This is a genomic window from Pedobacter sp. GW822-FHT03F06, assembly GCF_058801365.1.
Map to the genome: position 1 here is coordinate 634947 of NZ_JBXANE010000002.1, position 18384 is coordinate 653330.

General features: G+C 39.4%; 20 protein-coding genes. 10 read left to right on the forward strand and 10 right to left on the reverse strand.

Translation table 11 applies throughout. The features are described from left to right. Position 1: 1 nt before the first annotated feature. The 4 genes from AC1RJ8_RS05350 to AC1RJ8_RS05365 are packed head-to-tail and all read left to right on the forward strand — an operon-like array spanning position 2 to position 3328. Positions 2-991, forward strand: coding sequence for a UDP-glucuronic acid decarboxylase family protein (locus AC1RJ8_RS05350; protein WP_492952851.1), 990 nt, complete (start codon positions 2-4; stop codon positions 989-991). A 1-nt stretch (position 992) separates the two neighbouring features. Continuing rightward, on the forward strand, positions 993-2015 hold the full coding sequence (gene galE / locus AC1RJ8_RS05355; protein WP_492952852.1) for a UDP-glucose 4-epimerase GalE: 1023 nt from the start codon (positions 993-995) through the stop codon (positions 2013-2015). Beyond that, positions 2016-2573 (forward strand): hypothetical protein, encoded by a 558-nt coding sequence (locus tag AC1RJ8_RS05360; protein ID WP_492952853.1) that lies wholly within the window; start codon positions 2016-2018, stop codon positions 2571-2573. It abuts the gene before it with no gap. A 17-nt stretch (positions 2574-2590) separates the two neighbouring features. Further along, positions 2591-3328 carry a tyrosine-protein phosphatase gene (locus AC1RJ8_RS05365; RefSeq protein ID WP_492952854.1) on the forward strand — a complete coding sequence of 246 codons (738 nt, stop codon included), beginning with the start codon at positions 2591-2593 and terminating at the stop codon, positions 3326-3328. A gap of 314 nt (positions 3329-3642) precedes the next feature. Here AC1RJ8_RS05365 and AC1RJ8_RS05370 read toward each other — a convergent pair whose 3' ends face one another. Both AC1RJ8_RS05370 and AC1RJ8_RS05375 read right to left on the reverse strand, forming a co-directional pair. After that, positions 3643-4872, reverse strand: a complete 1230-nt coding sequence (locus tag AC1RJ8_RS05370) for an ABC transporter permease (RefSeq protein WP_492952855.1) — start codon at positions 4870-4872, stop codon at positions 3643-3645. A 163-nt stretch (positions 4873-5035) separates the two neighbouring features. Beyond that, positions 5036-5389, reverse strand: a complete 354-nt coding sequence (locus AC1RJ8_RS05375; protein WP_057931114.1) for a HesB/IscA family protein — start codon at positions 5387-5389, stop codon at positions 5036-5038. Positions 5390-5481: 92 nt separating this feature from the next. On the opposite strand from AC1RJ8_RS05375, the gene AC1RJ8_RS05380 reads away from it, so the two are divergent. The 3 genes from AC1RJ8_RS05380 to dnaA all read left to right on the forward strand — a co-directional run bounded on the left by AC1RJ8_RS05380 (position 5482) and on the right by dnaA (position 9669). Next, a complete protein-coding gene (locus AC1RJ8_RS05380) occupies positions 5482-6012 on the forward strand; it encodes a DUF7935 family protein (RefSeq protein ID WP_492952856.1) in 531 nt (176 codons plus the stop codon). 128 nt (positions 6013-6140) lie between these two features. After that, complete coding sequence (locus AC1RJ8_RS05385) at positions 6141-7688, forward strand: acyl-CoA mutase large subunit family protein (protein WP_492952857.1); 1548 nt, start codon at positions 6141-6143, stop codon at positions 7686-7688. Between the two features lie 550 nt (positions 7689-8238). Further along, entirely contained in the window at positions 8239-9669 is a 1431-nt protein-coding gene (gene dnaA / locus AC1RJ8_RS05390; protein ID WP_029275646.1) for a chromosomal replication initiator protein DnaA, read from the forward strand. Between the two features lie 128 nt (positions 9670-9797). On the opposite strand, the gene AC1RJ8_RS05395 is transcribed toward dnaA, so the two are convergent. The 5 genes from AC1RJ8_RS05395 to AC1RJ8_RS05415 form a co-directional block, all read right to left on the reverse strand. Continuing rightward, complete coding sequence (locus tag AC1RJ8_RS05395; RefSeq protein WP_492952858.1) at positions 9798-10346, reverse strand: NUDIX hydrolase; 549 nt, start codon at positions 10344-10346, stop codon at positions 9798-9800. A gap of 40 nt (positions 10347-10386) precedes the next feature. After that, on the reverse strand, positions 10387-10776 hold the full coding sequence (locus AC1RJ8_RS05400; RefSeq protein WP_492952859.1) for a hypothetical protein: 390 nt from the start codon (positions 10774-10776) through the stop codon (positions 10387-10389). A 97-nt stretch (positions 10777-10873) separates the two neighbouring features. Next, complete coding sequence (locus tag AC1RJ8_RS05405) at positions 10874-11647, reverse strand: TPM domain-containing protein (RefSeq protein WP_492952860.1); 774 nt, start codon at positions 11645-11647, stop codon at positions 10874-10876. Positions 11648-11650: 3 nt separating this feature from the next. After that, a complete protein-coding gene (locus AC1RJ8_RS05410; protein ID WP_492952861.1) occupies positions 11651-12094 on the reverse strand; it encodes a TPM domain-containing protein in 444 nt (147 codons plus the stop codon). A gap of 83 nt (positions 12095-12177) precedes the next feature. Further along, a complete protein-coding gene (locus AC1RJ8_RS05415) occupies positions 12178-12759 on the reverse strand; it encodes a LemA family protein (protein ID WP_029275651.1) in 582 nt (193 codons plus the stop codon). Between the two features lie 547 nt (positions 12760-13306). Between AC1RJ8_RS05415 and AC1RJ8_RS05420 the strand changes: the two genes are divergently transcribed. The 3 genes from AC1RJ8_RS05420 to AC1RJ8_RS05430 are packed head-to-tail and all read left to right on the forward strand — an operon-like array spanning position 13307 to position 15757. Continuing rightward, a complete protein-coding gene (locus AC1RJ8_RS05420) occupies positions 13307-14848 on the forward strand; it encodes an NAD(P)/FAD-dependent oxidoreductase (RefSeq protein WP_492952862.1) in 1542 nt (513 codons plus the stop codon). Between the two features lie 33 nt (positions 14849-14881). Next, positions 14882-15349, forward strand: coding sequence for a DinB family protein (locus AC1RJ8_RS05425; protein ID WP_492952863.1), 468 nt, complete (start codon positions 14882-14884; stop codon positions 15347-15349). Positions 15350-15397: 48 nt separating this feature from the next. Continuing rightward, positions 15398-15757, forward strand: coding sequence for a CoA-binding protein (locus AC1RJ8_RS05430; protein ID WP_492952864.1), 360 nt, complete (start codon positions 15398-15400; stop codon positions 15755-15757). Here AC1RJ8_RS05430 and AC1RJ8_RS05435 read toward each other — a convergent pair. The 3 genes from AC1RJ8_RS05435 to AC1RJ8_RS05445 all read right to left on the reverse strand — a co-directional run. Beyond that, entirely contained in the window at positions 15754-16863 is a 1110-nt protein-coding gene (locus tag AC1RJ8_RS05435; protein ID WP_492952865.1) for an acyloxyacyl hydrolase, read from the reverse strand. The two genes, AC1RJ8_RS05430 and AC1RJ8_RS05435, sit on opposite strands and share 4 nt — an antisense overlap. Beyond that, the gene (locus tag AC1RJ8_RS05440) at positions 16863-17819 is read right to left on the reverse strand and encodes a lipid A deacylase LpxR family protein (protein ID WP_492952866.1); all 957 of its coding nucleotides are present in this window, start codon (positions 17817-17819) and stop codon (positions 16863-16865) included. The genes AC1RJ8_RS05435 and AC1RJ8_RS05440 overlap by 1 nt, the downstream gene beginning before the upstream one ends. Before the next feature lie 339 nt (positions 17820-18158). Next, positions 18159-18384: hypothetical protein (locus tag AC1RJ8_RS05445; protein ID WP_493008030.1), on the reverse strand; the 226-nt coding region annotated here is incomplete at its 5' end.

Below are 18384 nucleotides of genomic sequence, written 5' to 3' on the forward strand. Positions count from 1 at the left end.
AATGGGTCAGAAAAGAATATTGATTACAGGTGCCGCCGGATTTTTAGGCTCGCACCTTTGTGATCGTTTTGTGAAAGAGGGTTATCACGTTATCGGGATGGATAACCTGATTACAGGCGATATGGCAAATATCGAACACTTGTTCAAACTGGAAAATTTCGAGTTTTATAACCACGATGTTTCCAAATTTGTACATATTCCCGGTAAACTTCACTACATTTTACATTTTGCCTCACCTGCAAGTCCGATCGATTATCTTAAAATCCCGATCCAGACACTTAAAGTAGGTTCGTTGGGTACGCATAATCTTTTGGGCCTTGCCAGAAATAAAAATGCAAGGATGCTGATTGCCTCAACTTCAGAAGTATATGGCGATCCAAATGTAAATCCTCAGCCAGAGGAATATTGGGGCAATGTAAATCCGGTAGGTCCACGTGGCGTTTATGATGAGGCCAAACGTTTTCAGGAAGCCATAACCATGGCCTACCATACTTTTCATGGCGTAGAAACGAGGATCGTGAGGATTTTTAATACTTATGGACCTAGGATGCGCCTGAATGATGGCCGTGTTTTACCTGCTTTTATCGGACAGGCTTTAAGAGGCGAAGATTTAACTATCTTTGGTGACGGAAGTCAGACACGCTCTTTCTGTTATGTTGATGACCTGATTGAAGGGATTTACCGTTTATTGATGAGCGATTATGCACAGCCGGTAAACATTGGTAATCCGGATGAAATTACCATCAAACAGTTCTGTGAGGAAATTATCAAACTTACAGGCACCACGCAGAAAATTGTTTATAAAGAACTTCCACAAGATGATCCTAAACAGCGCAGACCTGATATTACAAAAGCGAGAGCGATATTGGGTTGGGAGCCAAAAGTAGGCCGAGCTGAAGGATTGAAGATTACATACGAATATTTTAAATCATTGCCTCCAGAGGCTTTGGAGAAAATAGATCATAAAGATTTTACCACATTTAACCGTTAAAATGGCAAAAATATTAGTTACTGGTGGAACAGGATACATAGGTTCGCACACAGCAGTAGAGTTACATAACGCAGGATACGAAGTCGTAATTGTCGATAACCTTTCTAATTCGAATATCAAAATTTTAACCCAGCTTCATGCCATCACGGGCAAATGGTTCGATTTTCATGAAATCGATCTGCAGGATGATAGAGCAGTTCAGGAATTTGCAGAAAACCATACCGATATTGATGGAATTATCCATTTTGCAGCATCAAAAGCTGTTGGCGAATCGGTAGAACAACCTCTAAAGTATTATAAAAACAATTTTTACGGTTTAATTAACCTATTAACTTCGTTTAACAGGAAGATCAATTTTGTATTTTCTTCATCTTGTACCGTTTATGGTCAGCCAGAAACTTTACCGGTAACCGAAGCTGCTCCGGTACAGAAAGCAGAATCGCCTTACGGAAATACCAAGCAGATTGCCGAAGAAATATTGGCAGAAACTGCTGCTGTAACACCTGATTTAAATGTAATTGCTTTGCGTTATTTCAACCCGGTTGGTGCTCACGAAACCGCTTTAATTGGCGAATTACCTAACGGTGTTCCTGCCAATCTTGTCCCTTTCATCACCCAATCGGCTATTGGTAAACGCGGTCCGATTACAGTTTATGGCAACGATTACAATACTCCTGATGGTTCTGCCATCCGTGATTATATCCATGTGGTTGATCTTGCAAAAGCACACGTTGCAGCGATTAAGAAACTGGAACAAGGAAATCCTAACGGTAATTACGATGTTTTCAATATCGGTACCGGTAAAGGCTCTTCAGTTTTAGAAATTATTGCAGCTTTCGAAAAAGTGAACGGAGAGAAACTTGAGTATAAAATTGGTCCTAGAAGGGCAGGTGATATTGTTCAGATTTATGGCGACGTACAAAAATCGAATAACGAACTGGGCTGGAAAGCCAATCTCGATATCAATGAAATGATGCGCTCTGCATGGGAGTGGGAAAAATACATCAAGGCTAACCCTTTTTAAATGAAGTTATCGGAGCATAAAGATCTAAAAACTGCTATAACAGAATTGCCTGTCAAAGAAAAAGACAAGCTATTGCTGCGTTTGGTGGCCAAAGATAAAGTGCTTACAGAACATCTTCATTACAAATTATTAGAAGATGAAACCGATTTGGATGATCGGAAAGAAAGGATCAAAGCCGATGTGGACGAACAGATTCAGGAATTGAAAAAACTAAATGCCAAAGAGGCATTGGTAAAGGTTCGGAAGATGATCATCTCGGTTAATCATTTTTATAAAGTGACTAAAGATCCTGTTGGTGAGGTAGAATTGAAACTTTTTATCCTCAATGCCATCCCTTTTGATTACAAGAAATCAATTTTTGGTTACCGCGATTTTATGATGCTTTTTAGTATATTTTACTTAAAAACTGTCGCGGTAACCATAAATAAATTTAAAAAACTGCACGAAGACCTGCAGTTCGATTTAAGTGAAGATTTAAATAATTTGCTCGATAAAATCTATTCCTCTAAATTAGCTGGTGCAGCAGAGGCAAGTAATTTGCCAAAAGAGATAAGTTAAAGCTATGATCTATAAGTATGTTCGGATTATTTAAAAAGAAAAAAATAGTACCCGAATTTAATTTCTCTGGTATCTGCACAGATATGCACTCGCACATTATTCCGGGGATTGATGATGGTGCACAAACGTTAAAAGATTCTCTTCTTTTGGCTAAAAAATTTAAAGATCTTGGTTATAAGAAACTAATCGCCACTCCGCACATCATGGCCGATTATTTTCGAAATACGCCCGATACCATTTACCGTGGGCTCGATACATTGAGAAAAGGCCTGCAAGAAATCGAATTGGATCTAGAAGTTGATGCTGCTGCCGAATATTACCTAGATGAAACCTTAGAGAAAAAAATCAGGCAGAAAGAGGTTTTAACTTTTGGTAATAACTATCTTTTGTTCGAGTTATCTTATATAAATGCCCCTCAGAACCTGATCGATTTTATAAAGATGATACAGGATTCCGGATACAAACCTGTGTTGGCACATCCTGAGCGTTACCCGTATTACTACAGTTCTTTTGAAAGCTATCATCAGATCAGAGAAACCGGCTGCCTGTTGCAAATGAACGGCATTGCTTTAACAGGTTATTATGGTGCTGGCGCAAAAAAAGTAGCAGGAGAAATGGTCGAAAACCATATGGTCGATTTTGTAGGCAGTGATATGCACCATTTAAAACATGCTGCAGCGCTCGAAGATAGTCTTAGTACACCCTTAATGCAACAACTGCTCACCCAATCTCAATTGAATAACGCACTGCTTTAGGTTCATTGGTTCATTAGTCATTCGTTCATTGGTTTTGCTAGTAGCCAATTACAAGCTTCGTCATCCTAAACTTGTTTTACAAGTAGAAATATTATTTTCAATGGCCTTGTAGCTACTACGTGGTCAGGATCTATAAGCGGAGTAAATCTAGTATGGACTAATCACAACTTTTTTAGGTAACCGATTCAAACAATGATCAATTAAGCCCTTTAAGCTATCAACCATGAACCAACACACCATCAACCAAATGAACAATTAACTCTTTAGACCATTGAAACTAATGAACCATTGACCAATGAACTATTGAACCAATTCTATTCATATCTCAGCGCCTCTACAGGATCTAGCTTTGACGCTTTTTTAGCAGGATAATATCCAGATAGGATTCCTACCAATACACATAATACAAAACCACCAATAATAAACAGCCAGGGGATTAAGAATGCGCCGCCCATGGCCAGGGAAATCAGGTTCCCTAAAACTATTCCCAGAAAAATACCTAAAGCACCACCCATTAAACAGATTACTACGGCCTCGATTAAGAACTGGCGACGAATTACCTTCGGGTTTGCGCCAATTGCTTTACGGATGCCAATTTCGCGTGTACGTTCAGTAACCGAAACCAGCATGATATTCATTAAACCGATTGAAGCTCCAATCAGGGTTATAATTCCAATGGCAACACCACCAATAGCCACAAATGCCAGATTTTCGAATAAAGTTTGAGCAATGGCATCACTCTTGGTAATCTCGAAATTATTGGTTTCGTTCACCTTTACCTTGCGGATATTTCTGAATAGCGCAGTGGATTCGCCAATAATGTTTTCCTGCATCTCATTGCTGGGTACCATTACGGTTATGGTATAAGATGGATTGGCATTGGCATTAATCTGTTTGGCTTTTAATAAGGGCACATATACAGCTCTATCGCCACTAAAGCCCATACTCGATCCTTTTTTCTCTAATATGCCAACAATTTTAAAGCGGTTATTACCTACGTTGATCAGTTTGTCTAACGGATCGGAATCTTTAAATAATTTTTCAACTACTTCGCCACCAACAATACAAACATTGCTTCCGAGTTGTATTTCAGAAACACTAAAATTTCTTCCCTGTGATAAATTTAGCCCCTGGGAGGCTAAGCCATTTTCATCTATACCCTGAACATTAATATTTGGATTGGTTTTTAAACTCCCGTATTTAACGGTAGAACCACCGCTGGCAAAAACACTTACGGCAACAGTTGCGGGTGTATTCAGACTATCTTTAAATTTAACGGCATCTTCGTAGCGGATGGCTTTAAAAGGTTTTGGGCGTTTGCCATTTCCAATCCTAATTCCTGTGCCACGGTTTCTAATGGTAAAAGAGTTGGCTCCCATACTACTAAAAGCATCAGTCATACTTTTCTTTACAGCATCAAGAGTGGTTAAAATCCCAACCAAAGCCATTAAACCGATGGCAATAATTAAGGCGGTAAGCATAGTACGCAAGCGGTTCGCTTTAATAGATTCTAATGCCAGTCTGATGTTTTCTCTGTAATTCATTTATTGTAAGTATCAAGTATCGGATCAAGTATTGAGTATCAAGTATTAAGATGGATTAACCTTATACCCTATACCTTTTGCCTTCAACCTCTATGGGTAAAAATAAAAAAAGTCCCGATGTTTAGACAAGGGGACTGCACTATATGTTACAATAATATTTTATTTATGCCGAGAAACTCGTACCACAACCACAGGTGCTGGTTGCGTTAGGATTAACGAAGGTGAAACCACGAGAGTTTAATCCATCCTGCCAATCGATCATCATGCCCATTAAGTACATCTGGTGTGCTTTGTTCATAAAAACCTTAATGCCATCTATAAAAAATTCCTGATCACCATCTTTTTTCTGATCAAAACCTAAAACGTAATTCATGCCAGCACAGCCGCCACCTTCTACGCCAACACGTAATCCATAATCTTCACTGATCTCCTGCTGATCCTTTAATTTATATAACTCTTTAGCTGCTCCTTCAGAAAAAGTAACTGGTGCAAATGCTGTATCAACTGTTGTGCTCATGTTATTTAAATTTTATCTGTTACAAATATAAATAATAATGCACATTTTTGCTTTTAACGGTCTGTTAATATTACCGTAATTAAACAATACTTATGAATACCCAACAAATTTTAGTTGATATAGTGATCTTATTTGCAGGCATTTTCATTGCACTAATGGCTGTTTATTATCTTTTAAAGAACGATATCCAGCGTTTCTTTAACTTAAAAACCATCGAGCTGAACAAAGAAAGCCGGGCACATATTTTGCCTTTGCGCTTACAGGCGCACGAGCGTTTAATCATATTTATCGATCGTATTAACCCCGCAAATTTGCTTGTTCGCCTGCATCAGCAAGGAATTGCCATTGCTACGCTGCAAGCTGGTGTTTTAAATGAAATCCGCTCAGAGTATCAACATAATATTACCCAACAGCTGTATGTAGATAGCGTAACCTGGAGTGTGGTGCGTAAATTGAAAGATGATACGATTGCTATGATTAACAATGCAGTACAAGGTTTACCTGCTGATGCAAATGGAATTGAGTTGAGTAAAGCAATTTTACAGCATATGGCCAGTATTGATGAAAATCCTTACGATTTAACCATCGAACTGATTAAGAAAGACATTCATAGACTATTTTAACGTCAATCGGTCATTGTTCTACTGCGTAATTGGTTAACTGTTTTAGATTGATCTGCAAAATATGCGCAATTAGCCAACTCGGCTGGACCAATGAACCAATGACCATTGAACTAATAAACTAACCAATTATGAGCGAGAAAAAGCACACCACCACTTCGGGTATTGAAATAAAAGCGCTGTATACCGAAGCGAGGCCAATGGAAGAGTTGCCGGGTGAATTTCCTTTTACCAGGGGGATCCAGAAGGATATGTACCGCGGTCGTTTGTGGACGATGAGACAGTATGCTGGTTTTTCGACCGCTGAAGAATCAAACAAGCGTTATCATTATTTATTGGCTCAGGGAACAACTGGGCTATCTGTTGCTTTTGATCTTCCAACGCAGATTGGTTATGATTCTGATCATGAAATGGCCGATGGAGAGGTGGGTAAGGTGGGGGTAGCTATCGATTCGTTAAAGGATATTGAAATTTTATTTGATGGCATCGAACTGAAAGACATTACTACTTCGATGACGATCAACGCAACGGCTTCAATTTTACTGGCCATGTATATTGCGCTGGCTAAAAAACAAGGTGCGGATTTAAAACAGATTTCGGGGACGATACAGAACGACATCTTAAAAGAATACGCTGCGAGGGGGACATATATCTATCCGCCAAAACAATCGATGCGTTTAATTACCGATATTTTTGAGTTTTGTAGCAAAGAAGTGCCAAAGTGGAATACCATTTCTATATCGGGCTACCACATTCGTGAAGCTGGATCAACCGCTGTGCAAGAACTTGCTTTTACATTAGCTAACGGCAAAACCTACCTAAAAGCCGCTCTGGATAAAGGTTTAGATATTAATGTGTTTGCGAAACGGTTATCATTCTTCTTCAATTGCCACAATAATTTCTTTGAAGAAATAGCTAAATTTAGGGCTGCAAGGCGAATGTGGGCGAAAATTACCAAAGATTTGGGGGCCACAGACGAAAAAGCGCAGATGTTAAGATTTCATACACAAACCGGGGGCTCAACCCTAACGGCGCAACAACCATTAAACAATGTAATCAGGGTAAGCAATCAGGCCATGGCTGCAGTTCTTGGCGGAACCCAGTCCTTACATACCAATGGTTATGATGAAGCGCTTTCGCTTCCAACCGAATCAGCTGCAAAAATTGCGTTACGTACCCAGCAGATCATTGCTTTCGAGAGCGGCGTTACCGATACCGTAGATCCATTGGCTGGATCGTTTTTTGTTGAGCGTTTGACTGATGAAGTAGAGGCTGCTGCCTGGGCTTATATCGACCGCATAGATGTAATGGGCGGCTCGGTTAATGCCATCGAAAGCAGCTATATGCAAAATGAGATTGCTGATGCAGCTTACCAATATCAGAAAGAAATCGAAAATGGCGAAAGAATCTCGGTAGGCGTAAATAAGTTTACCCAGGAGGAAGAAGGCCTTACAGAGGTTTTTAATATTGATGATTCAATCCGTAAACTGCAATCTCAAAAATTAGAACATTTAAAGGCAACCCGTGATGGTGATGCTGTAGGAAAAGCATTACAAAAGCTGGAAGAAGCTGCTAAAGGCGAGAAAAATCTGATGCCGCTGATTATAGATGCCGTTGAAAAATATGCTACACTCGGGGAAATCGCAGATGTGTTTAGACGGACTTTTGGCATTTATTAATAAGCTTAACCTGTTTGGTATAGCGCTTTATTTCAGGATAAAATTAAAGGGATTCTGCTTTTAATTAACCTTGATAAAATGAACAGATATTTTGTTCATTATCTTGAAATAATGAGCTAAGCTGTCGTAAAATTCATACAATAATAAGGCGAAATGAAATAAATTAATATTAATTTAAATGATCTGCTTAAATTAATGCTAATTTATTTATCTTATGGCTTTGATTCTCAGTTTATTCGAGATTTTAAAAAACTAAAACGCTTAACTAGCGCCTAAAATGGCTTAGATTTTGCTTTTTCACCAGTTATTCGAAGTGATGGGGAGGTATTGATGTTAAATTATGGTTAATGTGGATAACCAGTGTTAATAAATAGTTATCAACATAAAAAATTGAGGTTAAGCGGGCTACTATATTCCTTATCAGTACGTTACGATTTATTTGAAATTTTTGTTTAAAATGTTGATAATTTTCTCAATATTCGTAGTCCCTAAACGGACCATCCCTTTAATTCGAATAGGCACTGTAAACCAATAAATTATAGAAATCGCAATGGAAAAAACTTGTACAGAAGTATGGAAGAACTGTCTTCAAATTATTAAGGATAACATTCCGAGCCAAAGTTTCAAAACCTGGTTCGAGCCAATAACAGCCCTTAAATTGGAAGGTAAGGTTTTAACTATACAGGTGCCAAGTTTGTTCTTTTACGAATGGCTTGAAGAACATTATGTAGGCTTGCTACGCAAGACTGTAAAAAAACAACTTGGAGAGGATGGCAGGTTGGAATATAACATCGTTGTAGATAAATCATCAAACAGCGGTAATCCTTATACTACCAATATGCCCTCAAATGGAAATGGAGCGGAGGCAAAGGTACAATCGATGCCGATTCCGGTTTCCATTAATAAGGATATTAAAAACCCATTTATTATCCCTGGATTAAAAAAATTAAATGTTGATCCACAATTAAACTCTAACTATACTTTCGAAAATTATATTGAGGGAGATTGCAACCGCTTGGCGCGTTCTGCAGGTTACGCTGTAGCTGCTAAACCAGGAGGTACATCTTTTAACCCTTTAATGATTTACGGCGGAGTAGGTTTGGGTAAAACACACCTGGCGCAGGCAATCGGTAACGAGATTAAACGCAGCATGCCAGATAAATTAGTGATTTATGTAAGCTGTGAGAAATTCTGTCAGCAGTTTGTAGATTCATTAAAAAACAACACCATTAACGATTTCGTTAACTTTTACCAGGCAATGGATGTGATCATTATGGATGATGTACACAACTTTGCAGGTAAAGAAAAAACACAGGACATTTTCTTCCACATTTTCAATCACCTTCACCAATCGGGCAAACAGGTAATCTTAACATCTGATAAAGCACCGAAAGATTTAGCTGGTTTGGAAGAGCGTTTGTTAAGCCGTTTCAAATGGGGCTTATCTGCAGACCTTCAGATTCCTGATCTGGAAACACGTATTGCCATTTTAAGAAAGAAAATGTATGCTGATGGTATTGAGTTACCAGGCGAGGTGGTAGAATATGTTGCACACAACATTGATAACAATGTGCGTGAGTTAGAGGGTGCTATGGTATCTCTTTTGGCACAGGCTACATTGAATAAAAAAGAAATCGATTTAGCCCTTGCTAAGCAAATGCTGAAGAACTTCATTAAAAATACTTCTAAAGAAATTTCAATGGAGTACATTCAGAAATTGGTTTGCGAGTATTTTGAGGTTCCTGTTGATATGGTTAAATCGCAGACACGTAAACGCGAAATTGTTCAGGCACGCCAGATCTCAATGTACCTTTCTAAAAGTCATACAAAATCATCGTTGAAAACAATTGGTGCTTTCTTCGGTGGCCGCGATCACAGTACCGTAATTTATGCTTGCCAAACGGTAGAAGATTTAATCGATACCGATAAAAAGTTTAAAGCTTACGTACACGATATCCAAAAGAAATTAAAAATGAGCTAAACTGAGTTCAGGAACAGAAAGGTAGAAGGGTTTAAATAAAATCTTTCGTTCATGTTCAAAAGTTTATGCAAAAAACAAAGGCCCGATATTTTATCGGGCCTTTGTTTTGATATGGCTTTTTAAAATATTTAAAGTTTTTCCACTTCAGCTAAGCCATAGAGCAAACCGGCAACGTGTAATGCCTGGGCTATTTTATTGTCTTTTATCAGTTGCTTTACTTCCTCAATAGTATATTCTTCAACATTTAATATTTCATGCTCATCTAAATGCTGTTCATGCGTTTTAATGCCACCTGTTAAGAAATAGGTAAAGGTTTTGTTGTTTGAGGTTGCAGGATTGGGATAAAGCTCGGCAATAAGTTTGCAGGTTTTAAAACTGTAACCAGTTTCTTCTAGGAGTTCACGTTTAACGGCAAATTCAGGTGCTTCGTCACCATCAATCACTCCGCCCGGAACTTCAAGAGAAACAATATCGGCCGCATGGCGGTATTGGCGTACCATGATTATTTTTCTTTCTTCTGTTAATGCAATTGCATTAACCCAGTTTGGATACTCTAAAACATAATAATCGTCTTTTATAATGCCATCAGGCAGTTTAACCTCGTCTACACGCAAGGTAGCCCACTTTTCTCTTACTAAATATTTAGAGGCAATTTTCTGCCACTTTTCTATAATCATCTATTTATGTTGTTTATTTTTTGCGCCATGCGCTTGGCGCTTAGCGAAGGTATTGTTGTATGGTTTTCTGACGGTGCAAGTTTACCAAATGTACGATCTTGTGCCGATCTGACAGGTATTGATAAACTAAATTCAGCTTTGGCGCAATCATTTGGTTTCTATCAGGGCTTGTACCTAACTCGTAATATAAGAATTCGCTGAGCGAGTCGAGTTTTTCGGGAGGAAGGTCGCCTTCGGCTAACCAATTTTCAAAAACGGAAAGCGTTTCATTTTCCAGAATTTCTTTTGGTAATTGAAAACCGCCTTCCATAGTTTCGTCAAAAAGTTGATTGGCCTCGGCCAACTTACCTTCTAGCTTTAAGCCCATAATCCGAGCCAAAACCTGTGCAAGTTTCTGTATTTCTGATGTGATTAAATCTCTTCTGTACATTATTGTTGTAATGTTTAATCTGTTGGAAAATTGTAACGTTCAAAATCAAAAAGACTCCAATCTATGGACTATGGACTATGGACTATGGACTATAGAGCTACCAGCTTCCGCTGCTTCCGCCACCGCCAAAGCTTCCTCCTCCAAAACCACCGAATCCGCTGCCTCCGCCAGAAGAACCACCTCCCCAGCCACCGCTGCTTCGGCCGCCACCGCCACCGCTTCCAAAAAGCATAGCCCAGAACAAAGCATTAGAGGCACCCCGGCCACCAATGACTTCGCTGCCACCGCCACCACCTTTACGCATAATAATGATAATCACGATGACGATAATGATAATAATGATGATACTGCCTGAGCCACCTTTCTTTGAAGAAGCTTTTGGGCTATCATTTTTATATTCGCCCCTGGTATATTTTATAATCGAAGTAGTAGCTTCATCCAAGCCGGCATAATAATTTCCTGCTCTAAAATTGGGTTTAATGTCGTTATCAATAATACGTTTGGCATAAATATCGGGTAATGCACCTTCTAAGCCATAACCGGTTTGTATAGAGATTTTTCGATCGCCAACGGCCACAACAATCATAATACCATTGTTTTTGCCACTTTGGCCAACTCCCCATTTTCGGCCCAGCTCAACGGCATATTCGTTAATGTCGTAATCGCCTACCGATTTTAATATCGCTATGGCAATCTGTGTTGATGACGAATCATTAAAAGCCACTAATTTAGTCTCCAGTTGCTGCTTTTGATCGGCTGATAACACATTAGCATAATCATTAACCAGAGTATTGGGTTTCTCTGGAAAATCCTGTGCAAAGGCGAAAGTGAATAATAAACTCAGTAACGAGAAAAGGAATATTTTCTTCATCGCTTATTTCTGCTCTAAATTGTCCATAAAAATGATATCATTTGGCAATTCATTAATGTCGCCTTTTTGAGGAGGAAAGAATAAGGCTAGCTTTTCTCCCGCCAATGCTACGCCCGCAATAATGCCATCAGCTAAATTACCTTTTGCAAAGTGTGCAGTCATCGCTATTTTGGCTGTTTCCCAAAAATTTTCGGGTACTACCTGGTTAATACCCACATCGCCAATAATGGCAAACTTATGATCGGCATGCGCCAGGTAAATCAGCACCCCGTTTCTTTTGGCTGTTTTGTCCATATCCAGCTTGGTAAAATACTCGATAGCTTTTTCGTATGGATCACCCGCGCAATGTTTGTCAATAGCAATCCTAATTTCTCCAGATGTTGCTCTTTCTGCATCGGAGATCGCGTTTGCTATTTTTTCTTGTTCAATATCTGAAAATAACGACATGTGCTTATTTTGTATGAAGTAAAAAGGGTAATAAATGCTTAGTTAATAAACATTCACTACCCTTATATATTGTATTGAGAATATTAAAATTCTACTTTAGGTGCATCTTTTGCAGTAGCATCGGCCTCGAAATATCCCTTAGCTTTAAAGCCGAACATGCCAGCAGTTAAATTGGTTGGGAACGATCTGATTTTGCCATTATATTCCTGTACCGCATCGTTAAAATCTTTACGGGCAACAGTGATCCTGTTTTCGGTACTTTCTAACTGTGCCGATAAATCACTAAATTGCTGGGTAGCCCTTAATTCAGGGTAATTTTCGGTAATCGATAATAATTTACCCAAAGCCTGACTCAATTGTCCCTGAGCAGCCTGGTATTTCTGGATGTTTTCTGGTGTCAGTTCATCAGCTTTAACCGTCATTTGAGTTGCTTTTGCGCGTGCTTCGGTTACGGCAGTCAAAGTACCCTGCTCAAATTTAGCTGCTCCTTTTACAGTTGCTACCAGGTTCGGAATTAAATCGGCTCTTCTTTGGTACTGGGTTTGCACGGTTCCCCATTTCGATTTAACGTTCTCATCAAGTTTAACCATGCTGTTGTATCCGCATGAACTTAAAGTGCTCACTGCAATAACTGCAGCTAAAATTCCAAATATTAATCTTTTCATTTTTATGGTTTTTGTCTTTTTAATAAAATTGATTTATGGTCAATTTACGAATTAGATATCAAATTGCATGCCTTTGTTACAGTTTCGGTATTTATATGACAGGTTGACAAGCTAATCATTGAATTTAATGAGATTAAATTGGTGTTTTTTGTTTTGGAGCGCAGTGCTTTTCGCTTTTTTTTATGCTGGTCCCGCTCTTCGCTCTACTTCGTGTCCGCTCCGATCGGGGGCTAAAAACTTTGGGCTGTGGCACGGAAAACCTGCATAGTAGTAACAAAGCCGCATCTAAACCCGATCGAACGGATGCCCCTGATTAAGCACTGCTTTTTTATTATGCCATTGTGTGCTTGCTTGTTTCACAGGTTTTCATCGGGGAAGGAGGTAGAGCGGGAAGAAAGTGAGCTATGGAATACTGCAGTTGCTTTCCAAAAAAAAACATAAAAGCATTACTTTAGTCTGGTAATAATTTTTAGTCATATGCTGAAATCATCAAATATGCTATCAGTTGCCTATCTTTGTACCGTTCGGGATAAAAACCTGACATGATATGCAAAAAGACATTGAAATTACGCTGCTCCCGCACGAGGTTGAGCAAACAGAAGTGATTAACCAGAAACTGGCTGAAGCGCTAAAATTACCCGGATCAAGAATTAAAGGCTATGAAATCCTGAAAAGATCGATAGATGCCCGTTCAAGAAAAGTGATATTCAGACTTCAGGTGAAGGTTTTTGTCGATGAGGAAGCTATTCCCGAAGTATACACCATTAATTATAAAAATGTAAGCGATGCTAAGCCTGTGATTATTATTGGGGCTGGCCCGGCCGGCTTGTTTGCAGCCTTGCAGTGTATAGAGAATGGATTAAAGCCCATTATTATCGAACGTGGTAAAGATGTAAAACAACGCCGGAGAGATTTGGCAGCCATAAACAAACAGGGATTAGTAAATACTGAATCTAATTATTGTTATGGTGAAGGTGGGGCGGGAACCTATTCTGATGGTAAACTTTATACCCGTTCTAATAAGCGGGGCGATATTAATAAGGTACTTCAGGTTTTTGTAAACCATGGGGCAGAAGCCGATATTGCTATCGATGCCCGCCCACATATAGGCACCAATAAACTTCCGCATATTATCACTTCCATAAAAGATACGATCCTGAATGCTGGGGGCGAGGTGATGTTCGATAGCCGTATGACTGATATTTTGATCGAATTAGGAAAAGTAAAAGGAATTGAGATAAATTTTGAAGAAAAGTTGTTCGCAGATGATATTATTTTGGCAACTGGTCATTCTGCAAGAGATGTGTACGAATTGTTGAACAGTAAAAATATCCTGATTGAGGCAAAACCATTTGCATTAGGTGTACGGATTGAGCATCCTCAGGACATTATTGATTCAGCCCAGTACCATTGCGATATTAGATCAGAGTTTTTACCTCCTGCTTACTACAGTTTGGTAGAGCAGGTTGGTGCCCGGGGGGTGTTTTCTTTTTGCATGTGCCCTGGAGGCATTATTGCGCCTTGTTCTACAGGCAAAAATGAGATCGTAGTAAATGGTTGGTCGCCATCTAAACGGAATAACCCTTATGCCAATTCAGGCACGGTGGTTCAGGTTACCTTAAACGATGTTCAGGGTTATGATCCGCTTAGAATGTTGCATTTCCAGTCGGAAATTGAAAAAATGGCTTTTGAGGCCGGCGGCGGAAATCTTGTAGCGCCGGCCCAGCGCATGGTTGATTTTGTGAACAATAAATTATCGATCGATCTACCAAAAAACTCCTATCTGCCTGGCACCAAAAGTTCGATGCTGGATAATATTTTACCCGATTTCGTATCGGATAGCTTACGCGCGGCACTGCCTTTGTTCGGGAAAAAGATTAAAGGTTATTATACAAATGAAGCTGTTTTGGTAGGGGTAGAGAGCAGAACTTCGTCTCCGGTCAGAATTCCGAGAGATAAAGAGACTTATCAGCATCCTCAGGTAAAAGGTTTATATCCTTGTGCAGAAGGCGCAGGTTATGCCGGTGGAATTGTATCGGCAGCAATAGATGGCATTAACTGTGCAAATGCGATATTAAACGCATCTTAACAAACTTTATATTGCCCCAATTGTTGTTTAGGTATGTTTAATATCACGAACGAAATAAAAAAGGCTTTTAATGGCGATGCCTGGCATGGTAACCATGTAATGCAAACCTTAAATAACGTTAACCCTGAAAGTGCATTTAGCCATTTTGTGCCAGGGGCGCATTCCATTGCCGAAATTGCCCTGCATTTAACTGCCTGGACAGAAGAAGTGACTTCAAGACTGAGTGGGAAACCTGCTGCAGAACCCGCAATGGGCGATTGGCCAATGCCCGAAAGTAGAACGCCTAAGGTCTGGGAGCGCATTATATTTAACTTTAAAATTGCTAATGAAGAACTTATCCGCTTGTGCGAAAGCATAAAAGATAACCAATGGAATGATGAAGTAAAGAGTGAGCGAAATCCGGCATTGGGAACAGGTGTAACCAATGCAGAGCTTTTAAGTGGTTTAGCACAGCACCATGCCTACCATTCTGGTCAGATCGCTTTACTTTCCAAATTTTAATAGCTTAATCAATCTGTGTAATCATCCAATCTGTGTAATCAAATTATAATGAAGAAGACACTCATCATCGGCGCATCGCCAAACCCATCCAGATATGCTTATAAAGCAGCCAATATGCTCAAGCGCTTCAATCACGAGATTGTTAACGTAGGTATAAAAAAAGGAGAGGTTGCAGGAGTAGAAATTGAAAAACCGGATCAGATCCACACCGATATAGATACCATAACTTTATATATTGGCCCATCTCTACAAGCGCAATATCATGATTACATCCTGGCAACAAAACCCAAGCGGGTAATTTTCAATCCGGGAACTGAAAATTATGAGCTCGAAAAATTATTGGATCAGCACAATATCGAACCAGTTGAAGCCTGTACTTTGGTATTACTAAGTACAGGTCAATATTAAAATCTGTATACCACGCCCCAGTTTACATAATCTGCCTGCGCAAAGTGCATATAGGTTTTGGCCTGTAAGCCAATGTGCGGCGTAATATTAAAAGTTGGTCCGAATGTCCAGTACCAGGTTGCTTTATCCATCAACCTATTATAGTGGATGTATTTTCCAATCTGAGCCGCAACGGTTATGCGCCATAAGTTGATATCAGCACCAATACTGATTCCGGTACGCCATTTATCATACGATGTGCCGTAGTTCTGAAAGGTTGCTCCATAATTATCCGGGTCAAATACGGTATAATAATAAACGGCATCTGCACCGGCCTTAAGCGACATCACATCATTCAGGTAAAAATTGTAACCTGCATATAATCCACTTTTGTATAAGCTTTTGGTTCTATCGCCAAATACGCCCCTTGCGCCTAAACCCGCACTAAGCTCAATTGAATTACGCTGTAATGTGGTATAGGTGCTTTTCCGCTCAGCAGTTAATGTTTTCGGGTTGTTTAGTTTGAGTCCGACGTAAATGTTTCCAGTATTCAATCCTCCATTTGGAACAGTGGCCCCTCCGTTTGATACATGTAGAAAGCCGAAACCGACCAGTAGATCGGTGTATTTGCCCATTGGCAGCTCCATTCCCAAATCTGCTTTAATGGTTTCATTAATCGGGCTTCCCAAAAATCGGTTTTTGGTATTATTAAAGTAATACTTGTTCGTGTAGCCCAAGCCAACGCCCGGCGTAAAATTAAATTTCGCTTTTCCAACTTTGAATAGCTGAAAATCCATCTGTGCCACTAAACCATATACCTGCCCAAAAGCATTGGCCGAAGTATCTTTTGTACCTTTCAGCTTGCTCAGGTCTCTAAAAACAAATCCGATTCCGTAAGATTTGGCACCACCAAATCCAATCCATTTATCGGTGTTCTGACTGATATCTTTAAAATAAGCCGCATCAAATCCGGTAATCTGGTCCTGAAACAGATGCCCCTGATCATTATTTATATGTGTACCAAATATGGGCTTAATAATAATCGAATGATTTTCGGGAGCAATTTGAGCTTTAGCAAATACACAGCCTGTAATAACGAGAATAAAAGAGAGTAGTTGTTTTTTCATTAGCTTTTACTAAAACGGTAAGCAAGACTATAAAAGGCATAACGGTAGCCCGTGGCACTGTTTTTAACTTCGTTAGAAGTAAAAGTAGCGGTATAATTGGCTGTCCAACGTGCAATGGCGAAGGTTAAACCTACCTGTGTGGTAAAAACAATTGGCTTAGGTTTAAATGTGATTGGCCCTTTATCATTCAAAAACAAGCCACCCTGCAAACTCGAATCGAAAGCAATGGCATGTAACTGCGGACTAACAGAAAGGAAAAGTTCGTATTTGCGCTGTGCTTTGTTCGGATGGTTATTGCTCACCAAGCTATTAAAAGCCGATGAACCGTCCATATCATTAAATCTGCCCAGGCGGAACATTGCGCCGAGATTTGCTTTTGTAATCACATTACCAACTGCTGCTGACGTTGTTCCTGTAATATCGAATATTTTATTGTTTGTGCTCATTAAAAGCCTATTATATTCTACACCCAGGTTTAATGTTGGTTCGCTGTTTAGGCCATATTCCCATCCTTCAATCTGATTTTGACCAACCAGTTTATGAAATGCTTTTTGAAATTCTTCACCCAAAGCATCTTTTCCGGTAAGTCCAATCTGTGCAGAAACCTTAAGCATCTGTTTATTTGCGTAAAACCGGCTATAATTTGCCTCGCCATATAGGTATGCCGTAAAAGGGCGGTCGTGCAGGGCAGGGTTTGGTACAAAGCTGTAATATGGATTATATATTTTTTGGCCGAATTCAAAACCGATAATTTCTTTACTTCTTCCTGCTTTTAAGTTCTCCCCATTCAGGGCATGCCGATATTTGATAAAAGCACCGTTTGTATAATATCGATCGCTCGTAATATCTATATAAGCATCATTCTCAGAGATAATAACAAGCTCATTTTTATAATTTTGCGCATAACCGATTTCCGCCATGCCGATAAATAGCAGAGAAAAGTATAGTTTGAGCATCAACTTCATTTATATGGATGGTTTAATAAAGCCATAAAAGTATTAATTATTGTTCAAAAATTCGATATGATAGTTGTTAATTGCTGCTCAAGAACTTGGGAAGTTTATTCACTCACCCATGTTATTGCTACACTATATATAGGAGTGCTTTTGTTTTTTTAGCAAAGCAGTTTTGGTGCTACTATCTAAGCTGGTTCCCGCTTTTCATTTCTCCCGACTTTACATCGGGATTCATTTCAATCGGGTTTATGTGGCAGGGTCTTCCGAAGTTTTAAACGGCCGGGCGCAGGGAAAACTCCGGAAGCCTGAAGGTGGGGGCTGCTATAAACACGCATTCTTTCAAAAAGTTTTGCTATCTGCAAAACTTTTTCCTGTTGAAAACCACGCAGTTATCCGAGACCTTTGGATAATCCTTAAAAAAGCTTTGCGTGTACGATAAAAAATCCTACTTTTGCATCCCGCTTCGGAGGAAGGGTTTGGTTGAAAGAATGGCATAGCGAGATGGAGAGCGGTATTTATTTTAAAATAAATATTGCGGGAGCGGAAAAGATTGCTACCTTTGCAG

Coding starts and splice junctions, on each gene's coding strand:
- AC1RJ8_RS05350 (WP_492952851.1), top strand. CDS start 2: ATGGGTCAGAAAAGAATATTGATTACAGGTGCCGCCGGATTTTTAGGC.
- galE (WP_492952852.1), top strand. CDS start 993: ATGGCAAAAATATTAGTTACTGGTGGAACAGGATACATAGGTTCGCAC.
- AC1RJ8_RS05360 (WP_492952853.1), top strand. CDS start 2,016: ATGAAGTTATCGGAGCATAAAGATCTAAAAACTGCTATAACAGAATTG.
- AC1RJ8_RS05365 (WP_492952854.1), top strand. CDS start 2,591: ATGTTCGGATTATTTAAAAAGAAAAAAATAGTACCCGAATTTAATTTC.
- AC1RJ8_RS05370 (WP_492952855.1), bottom strand. CDS start 4,872: ATGAATTACAGAGAAAACATCAGACTGGCATTAGAATCTATTAAAGCG.
- AC1RJ8_RS05375 (WP_057931114.1), bottom strand. CDS start 5,389: ATGAGCACAACAGTTGATACAGCATTTGCACCAGTTACTTTTTCTGAA.
- AC1RJ8_RS05380 (WP_492952856.1), top strand. CDS start 5,482: ATGAATACCCAACAAATTTTAGTTGATATAGTGATCTTATTTGCAGGC.
- AC1RJ8_RS05385 (WP_492952857.1), top strand. CDS start 6,141: ATGAGCGAGAAAAAGCACACCACCACTTCGGGTATTGAAATAAAAGCG.
- dnaA (WP_029275646.1), top strand. CDS start 8,239: ATGGAAAAAACTTGTACAGAAGTATGGAAGAACTGTCTTCAAATTATT.
- AC1RJ8_RS05395 (WP_492952858.1), bottom strand. CDS start 10,346: ATGATTATAGAAAAGTGGCAGAAAATTGCCTCTAAATATTTAGTAAGA.
- AC1RJ8_RS05400 (WP_492952859.1), bottom strand. CDS start 10,776: ATGTACAGAAGAGATTTAATCACATCAGAAATACAGAAACTTGCACAG.
- AC1RJ8_RS05405 (WP_492952860.1), bottom strand. CDS start 11,647: ATGAAGAAAATATTCCTTTTCTCGTTACTGAGTTTATTATTCACTTTC.
- AC1RJ8_RS05410 (WP_492952861.1), bottom strand. CDS start 12,094: ATGTCGTTATTTTCAGATATTGAACAAGAAAAAATAGCAAACGCGATC.
- AC1RJ8_RS05415 (WP_029275651.1), bottom strand. CDS start 12,759: ATGAAAAGATTAATATTTGGAATTTTAGCTGCAGTTATTGCAGTGAGC.
- AC1RJ8_RS05420 (WP_492952862.1), top strand. CDS start 13,307: ATGCAAAAAGACATTGAAATTACGCTGCTCCCGCACGAGGTTGAGCAA.
- AC1RJ8_RS05425 (WP_492952863.1), top strand. CDS start 14,882: ATGTTTAATATCACGAACGAAATAAAAAAGGCTTTTAATGGCGATGCC.
- AC1RJ8_RS05430 (WP_492952864.1), top strand. CDS start 15,398: ATGAAGAAGACACTCATCATCGGCGCATCGCCAAACCCATCCAGATAT.
- AC1RJ8_RS05435 (WP_492952865.1), bottom strand. CDS start 16,863: ATGAAAAAACAACTACTCTCTTTTATTCTCGTTATTACAGGCTGTGTA.
- AC1RJ8_RS05440 (WP_492952866.1), bottom strand. CDS start 17,819: ATGCTCAAACTATACTTTTCTCTGCTATTTATCGGCATGGCGGAAATC.